This is a genomic window from Mesorhizobium sp. M0983, from assembly GCF_040318975.1.
GTDB lineage: Bacteria > Pseudomonadota > Alphaproteobacteria > Rhizobiales > Rhizobiaceae > Mesorhizobium.
Genome location: NZ_JAMYNH010000016.1, coordinates 38,368 through 53,596 on the forward strand (window position 1 = coordinate 38,368; position 15,229 = coordinate 53,596).

The following is a 15,229-nucleotide window of genomic DNA, read 5'->3' on the forward strand; positions in this document are numbered from 1 at the left end:
CGATGGCCATCACGCTTCGCCAGTCCGACGCCGATTTCGAGCAGCGCTTTGCCGCGTTCCTGCTGACCAAGCGGGAAGTCTCGGCCGACGTCGACGCCGTGGTGCGCGAGATCATCGCCAAGGTGCGCGCCGACGGCGACGCGGCGCTCGTCGCCTACACGCAGAAATTCGGCGGCGGCGACCTGACAAGGCTCGGCATTGCGGTGTCCAAGGATGACATTGCCAAGGCTTACGATGCAGCCGATCCGCAGACGGTCGAGGCGCTGAAATTCGCCCGCGAGCGCATCCGCTCCCATCACCAGCGGCAGCTGCCTAAAGACGATCGCTATACCGACGCCGCCGGCGTCGAGCTCGGCTCGCGCTGGACGGCGATCGAGGCCGTCGGGCTCTATGTGCCGGGCGGCACGGCGAGCTATCCGAGCTCGGTGCTGATGAACGCCGTGCCGGCCAAGGTCGCCGGCGTCGAGCGCATTGCCATGGTGGTGCCAGCCTCCGGCGGCGACGTGCCGCCGCTGGTGCTGGTCGCGGCCGACCTTGCCGGCGTTTCCGAAATCTACCGCGTCGGCGGCGCCCAGGCGATCGCAGCCCTTGCCTATGGCACCGAGACGATAAAGCCCGTCGCCAAGATCGTCGGCCCCGGCAATGCCTATGTCGCGGCGGCCAAACGCCAGGTGTTCGGCACGGTCGGCATCGACATGATCGCCGGGCCTTCGGAAGTGCTGGTCGTCGCCGACGGCAGCAACGACCCCGACTGGATCGCAGCCGACCTGCTGGCCCAGGCCGAGCACGACGTGTCGTCGCAATCGATCCTGATCACCAACGACCCTGCCTTCGGCGACGCGGTCGAACAGGCGGTTGAACGCCAATTGCAGAACCTGCCGCGCGCCGCGACGGCGGCGGCGAGTTGGCGCGATTTCGGCGCCATAGTCCTGGTGCCGACGATCGAGGCAGCACTGCCGCTGGTCGACCGCATCGCGGCCGAACATGTCGAGCTTGCCATCGACGACCCAGAGCCTTTCCTGGCGCGGATGCGCAATGCCGGTGCGGTGTTTCTCGGCCGGCATACGCCGGAGGCCATCGGCGACTATGTCGCCGGCTCCAACCACGTGCTGCCGACGGCGCGCTCGGCGCGCTTTTCGTCCGGGCTTTCGGTGCTCGATTTCGTCAAGCGTACCTCGATCCTGAAGCTCGGGCCGGAACAGTTGCGGGCGCTGGCGCCGGCGGCGATCACGCTGGCCAAGGCGGAAGGACTCGATGCGCATGGACGCTCCGTCGCCATCCGGCTGAACATGTAGAAATGTCCGACTACGACGAAACCCGCGCCAGGCTGATCGATGTCGAGCTCGACGAGACGATCGGCCGATCGACGCCCGATGTCGAGCATGAGCGGGCGGTGGCGATCTTCGACCTGATCGAGGAGAACCGTTTCCAGCCGGTCAATGACGACGGTGCCGGGCCATACCGACTGAAACTGTCGCTGGCCGAATCCCGGCTGGTGTTCGCGGTGGCGCGCGAGGACGGCGCAGCCGTGGTCACCCATATCCTGTCGCTGACGCCGCTTAGGCGCATCGTCAAGGATTACTACATGATCTGTGAAAGCTATTACGACGCCATCCGCACCGCGACGCCCAGCCATATCGAGGCGATCGACATGGGCCGGCGCGGCCTGCACAATGAAGGCTCGCAGACGCTGATGGACCGGCTTGCCGGCAAGATCGACATCGATTTCGACACGGCGCGCCGGCTGTTCACGCTGGTTTGCGTGCTGCACTGGCGAGGTTAAACTGGCCGCCCCGCTGCCCCGCTCGATCCTGCCCCGCTCGATCCTGTTTGTTTGCGGCATGAACGCCGTGCGCTCGCCGATGGCCGAATTGCTGGCGCGCAAGGTGCTCCCGCCTACCACTTTCGTCGCCTCGGCCGGGGTGCGCGGCGGCGAACGCGATCCGTTCGTCGATGCCGTGCTGGCCGAAGAGGGGCTGTCGCTCGGCGAACGGCACCCGAGAACGATGGACGACCTCGAAGACGATTATTTCGATCTGATCGTGACGCTGGCGCCGGAAGCCCACCACACCGCGCTCGAACTCACCCGCTCGCTGGCCGTCGAAGTCGAATATTGGCCGATGCCCGACCCGACCGGCGTCAGCGGCACGCGCGAACAGATCATGGCTGCCTATCGCGACGTGCGCGAGCGGCTGAAGGCGCGGATCGGCCGCCGTTTTCTCGGCAACGAGGCTGAAAACGCCGCGGATTAAGCGTGTTCACAAGCGGACGTTTATCATATAGGTTCCGCGCAACTTTCCGGCCGGGGCGCTGGAAGTACCCATCCAAGCAAAGGTATCGAATGCCGAAGGAAGAAGTCCTCGAGTTTCCGGGTGTCGTGACGGAATTGCTGCCCAACGCGATGTTCAGGGTCAAGCTCGAAAACGAACATGAAATCATCGCCCATACGGCCGGCCGCATGCGCAAGAATCGCATCCGCGTTTTGACCGGCGACAAGGTCCTGGTCGAGATGACGCCCTACGACCTGACCAAGGGCCGCATCACCTACCGCTTCAAGTAAGTTCAAGGACCCGGCCGGGATCGCGATGGGCATTTTGCAGAAGCTCGTGCTTGCCTCGGGTTCGCCGCGCCGGATCGAGCTGTTGCAGCAGGCCGGCATCGAGCCGGATCGCGTGCTGCCGGCCGATGTCGACGAGACGCCGCTGCGCGCGGAGCATCCGCGGTCGCTGGCCAAGCGGCTAGCGACGCAGAAGGCCGAGAAGGCGCTGGTCTCGCTGAAAACCGAGACGGACTACCTGCCGAGCTTCGTGCTGGCCGCCGACACGGTGGTTGCCGTCGGGCGGCGCATCCTGCCCAAGGCCGAGACGCTCGACGATGCCGCCAACTGCCTCGGGCTGCTGTCCGGCCGTTCGCACCGGGTCTATTCCGGCATCTGCCTGATCACGCCGGGCGGCAAGCAGCGCTTGCGGCTGGTCGAGACCAGGGTGCGCTTCAAGCGGCTGCCGCGCGAGGAGATCGACGCCTATATCGCGTCGGGAGAATGGCGCGGCAAGGCCGGCGGCTATGCCGTCCAGGGGCTTGCCGGCGCCTTCGTCGTCAAGCTCGTCGGCTCCTACACCAACGTCGTCGGCCTGCCGCTCTACGAGACGGTGGCGCTGCTGAGCGGCGAAGGCTTCAAGGTGCACGTCAACTGGCTGGCGGGTGCGCGGATATGAGCCCGGACGACAAGGTCACGCCGCTGCGACCCAAGCGGCCCTGCCCCGAATGCGGCAAGCCATCGGCGCGCGAAACCTACCCGTTCTGCTCGAAGCGCTGCAAGGACATCGACCTCAACCGCTGGCTGAAGGGCGTCTACGTCATCCCGGGCCGCGACGACGAGGACGACGACGACCACCAGAAATAGCGCCGTCCGCCTGCAGTTTTCCACAAGCTCGGGACGGTTTCGCGGCCGCGATTGTGACCGATGATCGGCCTTGCCGACTGCCTGTCGCTTCCCGCCTGAACTCAATGTCCAGAAGCTGTTCCATCCGGGTAGAGTCGGATGGAACAGGTTCTGGCGTTTTGCCTGAGCATGATCTTTTCCGAAAACCGGATTCCACTTTTCGGGATCATGCTTTTTGTTTGAGCATGATCTTTTCCGAAAACCGGATTCCACTTTTCGGGATCATGCTCTAAGCGCTGGACAGGCCGGATTCCCGTGCTATAACCCACGCGCTTTCAAGGGGTGCCGACGGCGCTTTCATGAACCCGGTGTGCAGATTGCCGCCCGCCGGAGCAGGCCCAGATAGCTCAGTTGGTAGAGCAGCGGACTGAAAATCCGCGTGTCGGTGGTTCGAATCCGCCTCTGGGCACCACTACTTCCTCGTATAAAGTCAATGGCTTGCGGTGTCGCCAGCTTGGCGACTTACGGCATTTCATGTCGCGCCGTGTTGCGAACTGTTACCGTTGAGTTTCAAGGGTTTCCTGCGACTGTCGGCAACTCCACGCGACATGAACTTCAACAAAGACCAGCCTCATGGCAAATGCTCGGTTTCAAATTTCATGTGCCCGCCGGCTTTACCGCTTTCTGGCAACCACCAGGAAATTCTGCGCAAGCTCCGCCGGAATCCTGGCACTTGCGCAGGTCCTTTCAAACGGCACCATCAATATTTCGCACAGTCTTGGCAGCAATTTCCCGGGTCGCGGCAAAAAACCGTACCCAACTATCCGCTCGACAATAAAGCCATTTGCAATGAGCGTCTGCTCGTATCCTTTAATGCTCAAAGTGTGGCGGACTGTCCCTCCTGCATAACGGTTCAGAATGCGGCAGACCAGCCCTATTGGGGAGGTCGCATTCATGTGGATATTCGAGATTAGCAATCCACCTTCGTTCAAATGCGCGCTGATGGCCGACAGTGCATCCTTCCTGAGCTCATCTTCAGCATTGAGGAAGAATCTGAATGCCGTGACCACGTCGAACCTTTCGGCAAGCGGAGAGAACGTAAGATCAGCGCGGACCAATTTCACGTTCTTCGGAACCCGTGCGCTAGCCAGCATAGATTGGGAGATGTCAACGCCGACGACTTCACCAAAAAATGGAGCTGCGATATTTGCTATGCGGCCTGTGCCGCATGCGAAGTCCAGGCATTTCCGGTTCGGCCCGCCGACAGGCAGGAGAATACGTTCGACCAAAGGCTTTTCGATACCCGACCACAGAGCTGCATAGTAGCCGGACCGGTACGTGTCGGAGTAATGGGCACCGTACCCAGCCGTCTGGTGGCTTGCTCGGTAATCCCGACGAGCGGGTGCACGGTTCTCATGGACGCTCCCGAACGGTCGCCGCTGCGCCCGCAGAAATCTGCGAATGCCAACGAACGATCTCACCGTGAACACCATGCAACTCGCGCCTCTAGTCTGGCCCGACGCATGCCGTCGCGGGCAATCCGTGCCCCACGATGCGCGCGACGACCTGTTCGAAATTGCGTGGGTCGAGGCCGTCGACACGCATCAGCGGCCATTTGTCTTGCAGGCATTGGCCGATCTCCCTCGCGATATCCGCTTGCTTCAGGCCCCTGACCACTCCGACTTCGAGAAGGCGCTCGAGGTACGGCTGCCGCGCATACCGCTCAATGAGGCGGTGGCGCAGCGTTTCCCCGGGCGCGTCGACTTGAATGAGGAGATCCGGTCGCGGCAGGAACGTCAGGCAATTACGAACCATGTCGATACTTGGATTTCGTCCCAACAGGACGAGCGCACACAACGCCTGAACGATGCCCTCTTCGAAAATGAAGTACCCTTCTGAGGCCTTCGCCGTATTCCAGGCTTCGAAGAGCAAAACGACGTCGATCTTCAGACGCAACGCCCATATTCGGCTTTTTGGAGGGATCGATGCCAAAAGCCGCGCAGCGGCCCCCTCGCTCGGCGGGGTCGAGAACAAGACCGGACTCGCGGTGGCGAGCTTGTGCACCAGACGCTGGATACCATGGCGTGTCTCCGGGCTTTCATCCTCGACCGAATCGACTTCGCTGCCGACAGACACAAAATCAATCCGGCGATAGCCATTGACTGTCTTCACACGGATGTCGTGTTTCGCCAGCTCACGGCAAAGGGCGCGGAGAAGGGTCGTCTTGCCTGCACCAGGCGGACCGAACAACTCGATAATCATGTAGGGATCTCCCGAACAGGAAGCAGAAAGATCGGATGAAGCGAGCTCGCCCGCTCCGGCGGTGTGGCGAGCGTAAACACTCTGGCATCCGCCTGGCCGAGTTGACCCCGCTCGCTGGCATCCTGCTGACGCCGCAAAAAGCTTTGGAGGAGATGCGATGCGGTGGAAGACTGCCTTTCCATGGCGTGCAGTCCCGCCTGTTGAGCCGCGACAGCGTTGCCGGTTGACTTGAGAACTTGCAATTGCTTCTCGATCGCCTGCGCTTGCGGCTGGTTGACACGCCTGTCGCTGTCGAACTGGCTCGTCGCCCGTGCCATCTCCTGATCGATCGAGCGCCCCACGGTTGCCCGTTGGTCGACGTCGGTCGTCGTGGCTTCCAGGCGTGCGAGCCTCGACGACGCCGACCCCGCCGCCTGCGCCAACACCTCCGTCGTCGCGCCGCTTGCGCCCATAGGGAACATGGACCTCAGAAAGTCTCTAAATTGCCTGGGGATCAGTGCTTACTATGAGTGCCGAACCATACCATCATCCATCTGAATGACTGTCGGCACCACGGCACGCGCGTTTGGGCGCTGAACAGGGCAACGAGTTCAGGCCGAGCGGGCGGTTTTGGCTTGACGCGACACAAACGCGACATTCGGCCTAAAATCTGAACAATATCAATCACCGACAGCGGACTGAAAATCCGCGTGTCGGTGGTTCGAATCCGCCTCTGGGCACCATTTTTTTCCCTGTACGGCCCGGAGACATAGGTAACAGTTTATACCTAGACATGGGTGACAATCTCGCGCCGAGCGGATTGTCGATGGCGTGCAAGAATTATCTGGACCATGGCGCCAGAGGCTCCTGCTCGCCGACCAATGGCGATGAAGAACGCCTTCAGCATCTTGGATTCCGCTCTGGCCACAACCGCCCTACAGACCGAGGGCGCAGCCGTCCTTGCGCGGTTCAGAACCGCCCAGCAGCGTCCCGTTTGCCCAATCGATGCGAATAGCCTGCGCACCGCCGATCGGGTCCGTGGCAGGAATGATTTCGAAACCGCGCCGGCTAAGTTCAGCTACGGTTTCGCGAGCGAGCCCGTGTTCGGCCTGGACCTTCATCGTGCCGCTGACGGGGGCGACCCGCGGCAGATCGATCGCCTCCTGCAGGTCCATCCCGAAGTCGAGCACCTTCGTCAGCAGGTGCGCGTGGCCCATTGCCTGGTAGTAGCCACCCATAACGCCGAAAGGCATCTCTGCCCGGTCGCCTCTCGCAAGCATCCCGGGTATGATGGTATGCAGAGGCCGCTTGTTCGGCGCCACTGCATTGGGGTGCCTGGGGTCAAGGGAAAAGCTTTGCCCGCGATTGTGCAAGACGACACCGGAGCGTGGCGAGACCAGGCCCGAGCCAAAGCTGTCGAAGACCGAGTTGATGAAACTGACCGCATTGCGATCCTTGTCGACAACGGAAATATAGACCGTGTCGCTGTGCAGCGGCATATCGAACGCCGGCAGGTCCGCGCGGGCGCGCTTTAGGTCAATCATGCCGGCCAGACGATCGGCCCAAGCATTCGACAACATGTCGGCCACCGGGACCTCGGACGCATCAGGATCGGCGACGAGCAGGTCACGCGCGGCGTAAGCGAGGCGTGTCGCTTCGATTTCCAGGTGAAGCCGGTCCGCGGATTGCGGGTCGCCGTTGGCTTCGAAGCGCGAGAGGATGTTTAGAATCAGCAACGCGATCACACCCTGGCCATTCGGCGGACATTCGAACACATCGCAGCCTCGAAACGCCGTGCTGATCGGGGTCACGTACTCGCCTGTTGCCGAGGCGAAATCTTCGAGTGTGTGCAATCCGCCGAGCCCACGAAGATAGGCGACCATGTCTTCGGCCACAGGGCCAGCGTAGAAAGCCTCTCGTCCTTTTCTTGCGATCAGCCGCAGCGTTGCAGCCAACTCAGGCTGGCGATGCACTTGGCCAACGCTTGGCGCGCGACCGTTTGGCAGGAAAATCCGTTTCGCAGTAACATCGGAGGCCAGAAGTTCTTCCTCCAACGCCCAGTCACGATGGACCCGCGGTGAAATGGCGTAGCCTTCCTCGGCGAAGCGTATAGCAGGGGCCAGAATTTGATCGAAGGGCATGTGCCCGTGATCAGCGTGCAATCTGGTCCAGGCATCGATCGCTCCCGGGATGGTGACGGAGCCAGGAGAATTGCGAGCTACCTCCGCCATGCCACGTTCGAGGAACCAGTCAATTGTGAGGGCGGCGGGTGTCCTGCCCGATCCGTTGTAGGCGATGACCTCGCCGGATCCGTTTCGCGACAGAAGAGCGAAGCAATCGCCTCCAATGCCTGTCGAGGCTGGTTCGACGACACATTGCACCGCGCAGGCTGCGATGGCGGCATCCATGGCGTTGCCGCCGGTCGCCATGATCTCCACCGCCGTCAGGGTCGCCGACGGATGAGAGGTGGCGGCCATGGCCTCGCGTGAAACGACGACCGAGCGCGTTGGTTTCTCAAAATTTCGCATGCTATGCCCTTCTGATCGTGCTCAAGAGGCGGCGTCCCTCATCGTCGAGGGGCGGTGCCGCAGATGCCGCGACATCCAGTATTCGAGTGCCGCCAAGGCACGGATGATCGCGAAATTCAAAGTGAGATAAATGGCGCCCGCGCAGATGAAGACTTCAAAGGCGCGGTAAGTCTGGGAGATCAATCCCTGGGCAATTCCAGTCACCTCCATCAAGGTCACGATGGAGGCCAGAGACGTGCCCTTGATCATCAGGATGATTTCGTTGCCGTAACTCGGCAGAGCCTGGCGAAAGGCCAGCGGCAGGATAACATGCCGATAGGTCAGACAGGTGGACAGGCCGACAGACCGGGCCGCCTCGACAAGGCCGCGCGGCACCGATTGAATCGCGCCGCGGAGGATTTCACTGCCGTAGGCGGTGGTGTTGAGTGTCAGCGCGATGATTGCGCACCAGTAAGGTTCGCGGAAAACGGCCCATAATCCAATTGCCGACAGTTGGTGCCGGAACTGACCGAGGCCATAATAGGTCAGAAAAATCTGCACCAGCAGGGGCGTGCCCCTGAAGACGGCAACGAAGCCACGGATCGGCAAAACGACGAAGGGCGATTCCGATTGCTGGGCAAGCGCCAATGTGACGGCAAGGACGAAGCCGGCAACAATGGAAGTCAGGGCCAATTCTATCGTAAGCGGCAGGCCGGCGAGGAGCTTCGGCAGGATTTCGAGGAAAAAACTGAAATCTATCATGCCGACCGGACGCGCCACGGCGCCTTTCGTTCCAGACGGTAAAAGGCATGGCCGGTGACGGAAGCGATAGCCAGATAGAGCAAGGCTGCAGCAATGTAGAAGATGAATGGTTCACGGGTCGAACCGGCAGCGATCTGTGCCTGGCGCATCAGTTCAACGAGGCCGATTACCGATATCAGCGACGAGTCCTTCAGAACCAACTGCCACACGTTGCCGAGACCTGGCAGCGCGTAGCTCAGGAGCTGGGGAAAAATAACCTGTCGCAGCCGCTGCAGCCGGTTGAGACCAAGCGCGCAAGCGGCATCGTGCTGTCCTTGGTCGATGGCGAGGTAAGCCCCTCGATAGACCTCGGCTTGATAGGCGCCCGAGATGATTGCGATGGCCAAGGTTCCAGTGGCAAAGGCCGGAACGCCGACGAATCCGGACCCGCCCAGGCTATGACCAAGCGAGGTCAGGGCGACACTTCCTCCATAGTAAAGCAGATAAATGGTCAGAAGGTCGGGCACGCCTCGGAAAACCGTGCAATAGCCAAGGGCCAAGAACCTCAATACCTTGGAGTTGCGGAGACGGCCGGCCGCTGCCAGCCCACCGAATACAGCGCCAAGCGCAAAGCCCAGCACAGACAGAAGCACTGTAACCGAGGCCGCCATGAGAAGAGCAGCCCCCCAACCTCCGTGCTGGAAACCAAGTAGCCGGAATGCGTCAACCATCGATACCCCCGGCAGGGCGAACGGCTCAGCTCCGGAACGGGTCAGGAATGGCCGTTCGCCGACAAGCGCCTACTTGACTGGAGTGACGTCGCTCTTGAGCCATTTAAGCGACAGGGTTTTGATCGTGCCATCGGCGATCGCGGCGTCGATGGCCCCGTTGAGCATATCTTTCAGCTTGATGTCCTCTTTGCGGATACCGGCACCGGAGCCAAGACCGAAGAGCCCCCCGACAAATCCCGGCCCGGCAAGCGTATAGTCGCTGAACTCCGGTTTGCCCAGCGTGGCGGCCAGCGCTGTCTGCTGTGCGAAGAGCGCGTCGATGCGACCCGCGGCAAGATCGAGATCGTGTTGCTCGGTGGTCTTGTATTCGCGAATCTCAGCGACGTCCGAGAAGTATTTTTTCACAAATTCCAGGTTCGCCGTTGCGGCCTGAACTCCAATGATCTTTCCCTTCAGCAATGGCTTGAGCTTGTCGATTGCCGCCTGCGCAGAGGCTTCATTCTCCAGCTTGAACCGCTCGTTGGAAATGCCGACCTTGCCCAGTTCGCTATCCTTTGCGACCGCGAAACCTGAGGGATCCACCGCATATGGCTGGGTAAAGTCAATGATCTTCAGACGTTTTTCAGTGATGAACATGCTCGCCATGATCACGTCGAACTTGCCAACGGTCAGCGCGGGGATCATGCCGTCCCAGTCCTGTGCGACGATCTTGCACTCGATCTTCATTCGCCCGCACAGATCATTGGCGAGATCGACTTCGAAGCCGTCCAATTTGCCGTCGGCTGTTGTGAAATTCCAGGGCGCGTAGGCTCCTTCGGTGGCAATGGTAATTGCCTTTGGTGTTTCTTGTGCGGCGGCGGCCTGGACCAGGCCGAACAAGACCGACGCAATGGCTGCGATGCGGCTAATTTTCATGTCATTCTCCTCTTTTTTGCCGGTATGGCAGTTCCCTTTCGTCGTGCCGGATTATCTTCCGGCTTCAACGAGTTAGATGGCGTTTTCTAGCGGCGGCCGGGACTTGCGAAGTTGGCCAGAAGGGGCGCTGTCTCGACGATATGATCCCGCATGACGATCTCTGCCTTGCCGGCATCACCTGACCGCAACACCTCAATCAGGATCTCGTGCTCGGCGCGCGCGCTGGCGGGCTTGTCGACATAGTCGAACCAGATGCGCAGGTAGGGTTCGATCACGACGTGCAGGCTGGCAATCTGCCGGACCAGCTTGGGTCGGTTGCTCAATTGGCAAATCTGCAAATGGAAGGCCTGATGGCGCACGACCCAGTCGCTGCTGCCGGTCTGGCTGGCGCGCTCCATGCGGTCGAGCTGGCGTTCCAGTTCTTCAAGCACTTCGATATCGATGTGCGGCATGGCAAGCCTCACCGCCAGCCCTTCGAGCACCGAGCGCATTTCAAACGTTTCGTATATCTCATCGAGGGTAAGGCCAGCGACGATACAGCCACGGTTCGGGCGAATGACCACAAGACCTTCCGCGGCCAGCTGGCGGAATGCTTCGCGAACCGGCATGCGGCTCATGCCGATTTCCGTCGCGATCTCTTCCGGGATAAGCCGGTCCCCGGCGCGGTAGCGCCCCATCCTCAAGGCACGCTGAATGTGGCGATAAGCCTCCTCCTCGGCGGTCGTGATGCCCAGCGGCTCGATTGCGTCTGCTGCCATGTCCTTGGTCCAATCAGAGCGTATCTGTGTATCCACTTATCCAGTTGTCGCGACCTGTGTCAAGCACCGAAGCTTGTGCGCGTTTGAATTTCTCTTGTGAGAATAAACACTTGGGGGGAAAATGGGGCAAGCACACCGTCATCAGCTACGCCGCTGATCGGCGTGCTTTTCGGTGCCTACGCGTCGGAAACCTTCGACGCCTCACCGACCTCTTCGACAATGCCGGCCAAGGTCGATGCCGAGATTCGCCGGAAGCCCGTCAGCGCCCGCCCCTAAACAATCCTGATGCCGCTTCGAGCATCGAACAGATGCACCTTGGAGACCATGATCTCCAAGCCAATCTCCTGATCAGGTCTGAACGGGGGCTGATCCCGCACCTCGGCCATGAGGTCGACGCCACCTGCATTCAAGGTAAGTTCCTGGGCCTCGCCGGTCGGCTCGACCACCTGAACCTCCGCCCGAGCGTGGTTCCCGCCGATTGCAATGTGCTGCGGACGAATTCCGTATACCACCTCTTCCCTGTCCCCCATCCGGCCGTCCTCCGGTAAGGGTAAGCGGAGACCCTGCTCGGCGACGAATGCGCCGTTGTCGATCCGGCCCGGGATCAGGTTCATTTCCGGGGATCCGATAAAACCGGCGACGAACAGGTTGGCGGGTTGCTCATAGAGCTCTGAAGGTGTGCCGATCTGTTCGATGCGGCCCCGGTTCAGCACTACGATACGGTCGGCAAGGGTCATCGCTTCGGTCTGATCGTGAGTGACGTAGATGCTCGTTCGGCCCAGCCGCTGGTGAAGCTTCTTGATCTCGGCGCGCATCTTGACACGCAGCTTGGCATCGAGGTTGCTCAGCGGCTCGTCAAACAGGAAGGCGGCTGGATCGCGCACGATCGCCCGGCCCATGGCGACGCGCTGGCGCTGACCGCCGGACAGCTGGCGTGGCATGCGGCCAAGCAGATCCTGCAGGCCGAGGATTTCAGCGGCCGCTTTCACCCTCGCGACAATCTCTTCTCTGGGGACCTTCGCCAATCGAAGCGCAAAGCTCATATTGTCCGCGACACTCATGTGCGGATAAAGCGCGTAGCTCTGGAACACCATCGCAATGTCGCGCGATTTGGCCGGCATCTCGTCGACGACCCGCCCGCCGATGCGGATCTCGCCTGTCGTCTGTTCTTCCAAGCCGGCGATCATGCGCAGAAGGGTTGACTTGCCGCAGCCTGAGGGACCGACAAGGACGACAAACTCGCCGCTGGCGATCTCGATCGTCACATCGCGCAGAACTTCCACGGCGCCAAAGCTCTTGCCGAGCTGATCTATCTGGATTGCAGACACCTATTTTCCTCCCGTCCGGGCACTACTCATTTTCGTTGAGCATGCCGCCAGGCGCGGTATTCGGCCTCGCCTTCGGGGCTCAACGGGTAGTATTTCCGCAGGTCGCCTCCCTCGGCCAAGCGCGTGCGGGAAAATTCCTCCCACTCGATATGTTCGCCGGCGAGCTCAACTAGTTTTGGGGCAAGGGCTACCGGTACCACGACGACGCCATCATCGTCGGCGACGATGATGTCTCCCGGTATGACGAGTACGTTCGAGCAGGCAATGGGGACGTTAACGGCAAAGGGGACGATGTTGGTCTGGGCGTGGAAATTCGGCGTGACATCCCTCACCCAGATGCCGATGTCCAAGGCAGTCGCCTGGGCAGAATCTCGGATACACCCGTCGACAACCACGCCGGCCCCGCCACGCCCGGCGAAATAGGTCAACATCATCTCACCGAAGATACCGCTGCCAAGGTCGCCGCGCGCATCGACGACCACCATGTCGCCCGGCTGCGTGGGGTACAGGACGTGACGGTGAAGTTGGCGTTCGGGCTCCTCATACTCAGTCTCGTTGTAGAGATCCTCGCGCTTCGGCATGCACTGGAGGGTGAGAGCCGGCCCGGCCGCCGTGCGGCCGGGCGTTAGCGGCCGCGGCCCTCGGATGTGCGGATCGCGAATACCCATCCATCTTGTGATAAAGCTCGCTGGCCAAGGTCGCTGAACCGATCGCTGCAAGTGCGTCGACCAGCTGCCTCGGTGGCCGAGAAATGTCCTTTATTGCCGCTGCCTGGCCTACTTCCACGTTTCATCCTCCCTTCGATCAAGTTTTTCATGATCTCAATTCAGCCGCGAACTGCACCGGTCGTGAGACCCTTGACCAACAGGCCTTGAGCAAACCAGACAAACGCCAAGGTCGGGATGACCATGAGGACGCCCGCCGCCGACATCGCTCCCCAGTCGATGCCGAACTGCGAGACGAAGTTGGTCAGCCCGACTGGCAGCGTCTGTGCGGCCTTGCTGGAAGTCAGCGTCAATGCGAGCAGCAGGTCATTCCAGGTGAAAAGGAAGGTGATGACCGCGCTGGCCCCGATGCCAGGCGCAATCAGCGGCGCCACGATCTGGACCAGGGTGCGCACCGTGCCGGCGCCGTCCGACTGGGCAGCCTCCTCGATCTCTTTGGGCACATCCTGGATGAAGCCCAGCAGCAGCCAGATGGCGACGGGCAGTTTAGCCGCCGTATGGCTCAGGATCAGCGCCCAAATGGTATCCAGCAGGCCGAGCGCGGCGAACACGGCGAAGAGCGGGATGGCGAGCGCGATGACCGGAATCATGCGCATGATCAAAAGCAGGCCAAAAATCAGCATGACGCCCGGCATCCTGAAGCGCGACAGGGCGTATGCGCAGGGTATGGCCAGCAGATGGACCAAGATGACCGTCGCGACCGAGACGATGACGGTGTTCCACACATAACCCATCGTGTCGTACTCGGTGAAGACGGAGACGTACTGCGTCATCGTCGCGGTCTCGGGGATGATGTGCACCGGGACGGAGAAGATGTCGGCTGAACTGCGGATCGAGGTCAGGAACAGCCATGCCAGCGGAAAGACGGTGAGGGCGATGGTCAGAACCAGCGCTAGATATTGGCCGGCGGCGCCTGCCGTGAACCGGCGGCGACGGCGCCGTGGCTTGGGACGCGCGCTGACGATCGCGGCTTCGGTCATATCGCTCTCCGTTTCGCAATCAGCCACGGCACCCCGTAGAGGAGGCCGAGCACGAACAGCGACATTCCCAGCGCGATGTAGGAAACCGCCGCCGCGTGTCCGAAATCCACCGCCTGAAACGCCAGCAGATAGGAATAGACGGTGAGTAGGTTTGTGGCGCCTCCCGGCCCGCCCTGCGTCATCAGCCATACGACGTCGAAGGTCCGGAACGTGTCGATGATGCGAAGCATCAGCGCTATCATGATGACCGGACGCATCAGTGGCAGCACGATGTGCCAGAAGCGCTGCCATGGCGTGGCGCCGTCCACCGTGGCGGCCTCGAGCGGCTCCTGCGGCAAGGATTGCAGACCGGCAAGAAAGAGCAGCACCATCAGCGGCGTATTCTGCCAGACATCGGCGACAATCACCGAGACAAGAGCCCAGGTCGGATGATTGAGCCAGGGGATGTCGGGCAGGTTGAACATGCGCAGCAGCGCGTCCACGAGCCCGTACTGGGTGTTGAAAAGCCAACGGAAATTCAGCCCCACGACGGCGGGCGCGATCATCGGCGGCACCAGCAGCAAGGTGCGCGCGAGCCGCATTCCGCGCAATTTGCCGTTGACGAGCACAGCGATCGCCATTCCAGCCACCACTTCCACCGTGATGGAAACGACGCTGAAGATGATCTGATTTCGCAGAGCCTGATTGAACTGGCGGCCGAAGAGTTCGTCGGTGTAATTCCCTGTTCCGGCGAATGGCGCTGAGCCGCTCAGATCCCAGCGAAAGAAACTCATTATGAAAGAATATCCGAGCGGATAGATAAGGATGGCGAGCATGACGAGGAGCGCGGGGCTGGCCAGGAGGTACCCCCTCTGCCAAGTGTAGGGCAGCGGCGAACGTCGCCGACGCCCCGGGACCTGGTGCTGCGCGACGGGCGGCATC

The 15,229-nt window shown here is 61.3% G+C and carries 17 protein-coding genes, 1 tRNA gene and 1 pseudogene; 7 read left to right on the forward strand and 12 right to left on the reverse strand.

The features are described 5' to 3' along the window. The first annotated feature begins 2 nt into the window (after positions 1 to 2). The 7 genes from hisD to NKH71_RS24475 all read left to right on the forward strand — a co-directional run bounded on the left by hisD (position 3) and on the right by NKH71_RS24475 (position 3,854). A complete protein-coding gene (hisD, locus tag NKH71_RS24445; RefSeq protein ID WP_023719443.1) occupies positions 3 to 1,295 on the forward strand; it encodes a histidinol dehydrogenase in 1,293 nt (430 codons plus the stop codon). A gap of 2 nt (positions 1,296 to 1,297) precedes the next feature. Further along, entirely contained in the window at positions 1,298 to 1,783 is a 486-nt protein-coding gene (locus NKH71_RS24450) for a UPF0262 family protein (RefSeq protein ID WP_023719444.1), read from the forward strand. 58 nt (positions 1,784 to 1,841) lie between these two features. Then, positions 1,842 to 2,252, forward strand: a complete 411-nt coding sequence (locus tag NKH71_RS24455) for an arsenate-mycothiol transferase ArsC (protein WP_023719445.1) — start codon at positions 1,842 to 1,844, stop codon at positions 2,250 to 2,252. 89 nt (positions 2,253 to 2,341) lie between these two features. Further along, positions 2,342 to 2,560 (forward strand): translation initiation factor IF-1, encoded by a 219-nt coding sequence (gene infA, locus NKH71_RS24460; RefSeq protein WP_006200926.1) that lies wholly within the window; start codon positions 2,342 to 2,344, stop codon positions 2,558 to 2,560. A gap of 25 nt (positions 2,561 to 2,585) precedes the next feature. Next, the gene (locus NKH71_RS24465; protein ID WP_023719446.1) at positions 2,586 to 3,215 is read left to right on the forward strand and encodes a Maf-like protein; all 630 of its coding nucleotides are present in this window, start codon (positions 2,586 to 2,588) and stop codon (positions 3,213 to 3,215) included. Further along, entirely contained in the window at positions 3,212 to 3,403 is a 192-nt protein-coding gene (gene yacG / locus NKH71_RS24470; RefSeq protein WP_023719447.1) for a DNA gyrase inhibitor YacG, read from the forward strand. The genes NKH71_RS24465 and yacG overlap by 4 nt, the downstream gene beginning before the upstream one ends. Before the next feature lie 375 nt (positions 3,404 to 3,778). Beyond that, positions 3,779 to 3,854, forward strand: a tRNA-Phe gene (locus NKH71_RS24475). Between the two features lie 202 nt (positions 3,855 to 4,056). On the opposite strand, the gene NKH71_RS24480 is transcribed toward NKH71_RS24475, so the two are convergent. The 12 genes and pseudogenes from NKH71_RS24480 to NKH71_RS24535 all read right to left on the reverse strand — a co-directional run bounded on the left by NKH71_RS24480 (position 4,057) and on the right by NKH71_RS24535 (position 15,228). Further along, positions 4,057 to 4,671: a class I SAM-dependent DNA methyltransferase gene (locus NKH71_RS24480; RefSeq protein ID WP_245278607.1), complete on the reverse strand. Its 615-nt coding sequence runs from the start codon at positions 4,669 to 4,671 to the stop codon at positions 4,057 to 4,059. A 217-nt stretch (positions 4,672 to 4,888) separates the two neighbouring features. After that, a complete protein-coding gene (locus NKH71_RS24485) occupies positions 4,889 to 5,644 on the reverse strand; it encodes an AAA family ATPase (RefSeq protein WP_023719449.1) in 756 nt (251 codons plus the stop codon). Continuing rightward, a complete protein-coding gene (locus tag NKH71_RS24490) occupies positions 5,641 to 6,096 on the reverse strand; it encodes a hypothetical protein (RefSeq protein ID WP_352791676.1) in 456 nt (151 codons plus the stop codon). The genes NKH71_RS24485 and NKH71_RS24490 overlap by 4 nt, the downstream gene beginning before the upstream one ends. 462 nt (positions 6,097 to 6,558) lie before the next feature. Further along, the gene (ggt, locus tag NKH71_RS24495; RefSeq protein WP_352791674.1) at positions 6,559 to 8,151 is read right to left on the reverse strand and encodes a gamma-glutamyltransferase; all 1,593 of its coding nucleotides are present in this window, start codon (positions 8,149 to 8,151) and stop codon (positions 6,559 to 6,561) included. 21 nt (positions 8,152 to 8,172) lie between these two features. Beyond that, entirely contained in the window at positions 8,173 to 8,892 is a 720-nt protein-coding gene (locus NKH71_RS24500) for an ABC transporter permease (RefSeq protein ID WP_352716986.1), read from the reverse strand. Beyond that, the gene (locus NKH71_RS24505; protein ID WP_023719453.1) at positions 8,889 to 9,602 is read right to left on the reverse strand and encodes an ABC transporter permease; all 714 of its coding nucleotides are present in this window, start codon (positions 9,600 to 9,602) and stop codon (positions 8,889 to 8,891) included. The genes NKH71_RS24500 and NKH71_RS24505 overlap by 4 nt, the downstream gene beginning before the upstream one ends. Before the next feature lie 69 nt (positions 9,603 to 9,671). Next, positions 9,672 to 10,517 carry a transporter substrate-binding domain-containing protein gene (locus NKH71_RS24510; protein ID WP_352791673.1) on the reverse strand — a complete coding sequence of 282 codons (846 nt, stop codon included), beginning with the start codon at positions 10,515 to 10,517 and terminating at the stop codon, positions 9,672 to 9,674. 86 nt (positions 10,518 to 10,603) lie between these two features. Further along, complete coding sequence (locus NKH71_RS24515) at positions 10,604 to 11,275, reverse strand: GntR family transcriptional regulator (protein WP_352482437.1); 672 nt, start codon at positions 11,273 to 11,275, stop codon at positions 10,604 to 10,606. Between the two features lie 272 nt (positions 11,276 to 11,547). Further along, the gene (locus NKH71_RS24520) at positions 11,548 to 12,603 is read right to left on the reverse strand and encodes an ABC transporter ATP-binding protein (RefSeq protein WP_352482438.1); all 1,056 of its coding nucleotides are present in this window, start codon (positions 12,601 to 12,603) and stop codon (positions 11,548 to 11,550) included. Between the two features lie 26 nt (positions 12,604 to 12,629). Further along, a pseudogene (locus tag NKH71_RS24525) lies at positions 12,630 to 13,365 on the reverse strand (RraA family protein). A 64-nt stretch (positions 13,366 to 13,429) separates the two neighbouring features. Beyond that, the gene (locus tag NKH71_RS24530; RefSeq protein ID WP_352790979.1) at positions 13,430 to 14,308 is read right to left on the reverse strand and encodes a carbohydrate ABC transporter permease; all 879 of its coding nucleotides are present in this window, start codon (positions 14,306 to 14,308) and stop codon (positions 13,430 to 13,432) included. Beyond that, positions 14,305 to 15,228: a carbohydrate ABC transporter permease gene (locus tag NKH71_RS24535; RefSeq protein ID WP_352482440.1), complete on the reverse strand. Its 924-nt coding sequence runs from the start codon at positions 15,226 to 15,228 to the stop codon at positions 14,305 to 14,307. Before NKH71_RS24535 ends, NKH71_RS24530 begins: the two co-directional genes overlap by 4 nt. Position 15,229 lies beyond the last annotated feature (1 nt).

Coding starts and splice junctions, on each gene's coding strand:
- yacG (WP_023719447.1), top strand. CDS start 3,212: ATGAGCCCGGACGACAAGGTCACGCCGCTGCGACCCAAGCGGCCCTGC.
- NKH71_RS24505 (WP_023719453.1), bottom strand. CDS start 9,602: ATGGTTGACGCATTCCGGCTACTTGGTTTCCAGCACGGAGGTTGGGGG.
- hisD (WP_023719443.1), top strand. CDS start 3: ATGGCCATCACGCTTCGCCAGTCCGACGCCGATTTCGAGCAGCGCTTT.
- NKH71_RS24510 (WP_352791673.1), bottom strand. CDS start 10,517: ATGAAAATTAGCCGCATCGCAGCCATTGCGTCGGTCTTGTTCGGCCTG.
- ggt (WP_352791674.1), bottom strand. CDS start 8,151: ATGCGAAATTTTGAGAAACCAACGCGCTCGGTCGTCGTTTCACGCGAG.
- NKH71_RS24530 (WP_352790979.1), bottom strand. CDS start 14,308: ATGACCGAAGCCGCGATCGTCAGCGCGCGTCCCAAGCCACGGCGCCGT.
- NKH71_RS24465 (WP_023719446.1), top strand. CDS start 2,586: ATGGGCATTTTGCAGAAGCTCGTGCTTGCCTCGGGTTCGCCGCGCCGG.
- NKH71_RS24500 (WP_352716986.1), bottom strand. CDS start 8,892: ATGATAGATTTCAGTTTTTTCCTCGAAATCCTGCCGAAGCTCCTCGCC.
- NKH71_RS24535 (WP_352482440.1), bottom strand. CDS start 15,228: ATGCCGCCCGTCGCGCAGCACCAGGTCCCGGGGCGTCGGCGACGTTCG.
- NKH71_RS24455 (WP_023719445.1), top strand. CDS start 1,842: ATGAACGCCGTGCGCTCGCCGATGGCCGAATTGCTGGCGCGCAAGGTG.
- NKH71_RS24450 (WP_023719444.1), top strand. CDS start 1,298: ATGTCCGACTACGACGAAACCCGCGCCAGGCTGATCGATGTCGAGCTC.
- infA (WP_006200926.1), top strand. CDS start 2,342: ATGCCGAAGGAAGAAGTCCTCGAGTTTCCGGGTGTCGTGACGGAATTG.
- NKH71_RS24485 (WP_023719449.1), bottom strand. CDS start 5,644: ATGATTATCGAGTTGTTCGGTCCGCCTGGTGCAGGCAAGACGACCCTT.
- NKH71_RS24515 (WP_352482437.1), bottom strand. CDS start 11,275: ATGGCAGCAGACGCAATCGAGCCGCTGGGCATCACGACCGCCGAGGAG.
- NKH71_RS24490 (WP_352791676.1), bottom strand. CDS start 6,096: ATGGGCGCAAGCGGCGCGACGACGGAGGTGTTGGCGCAGGCGGCGGGG.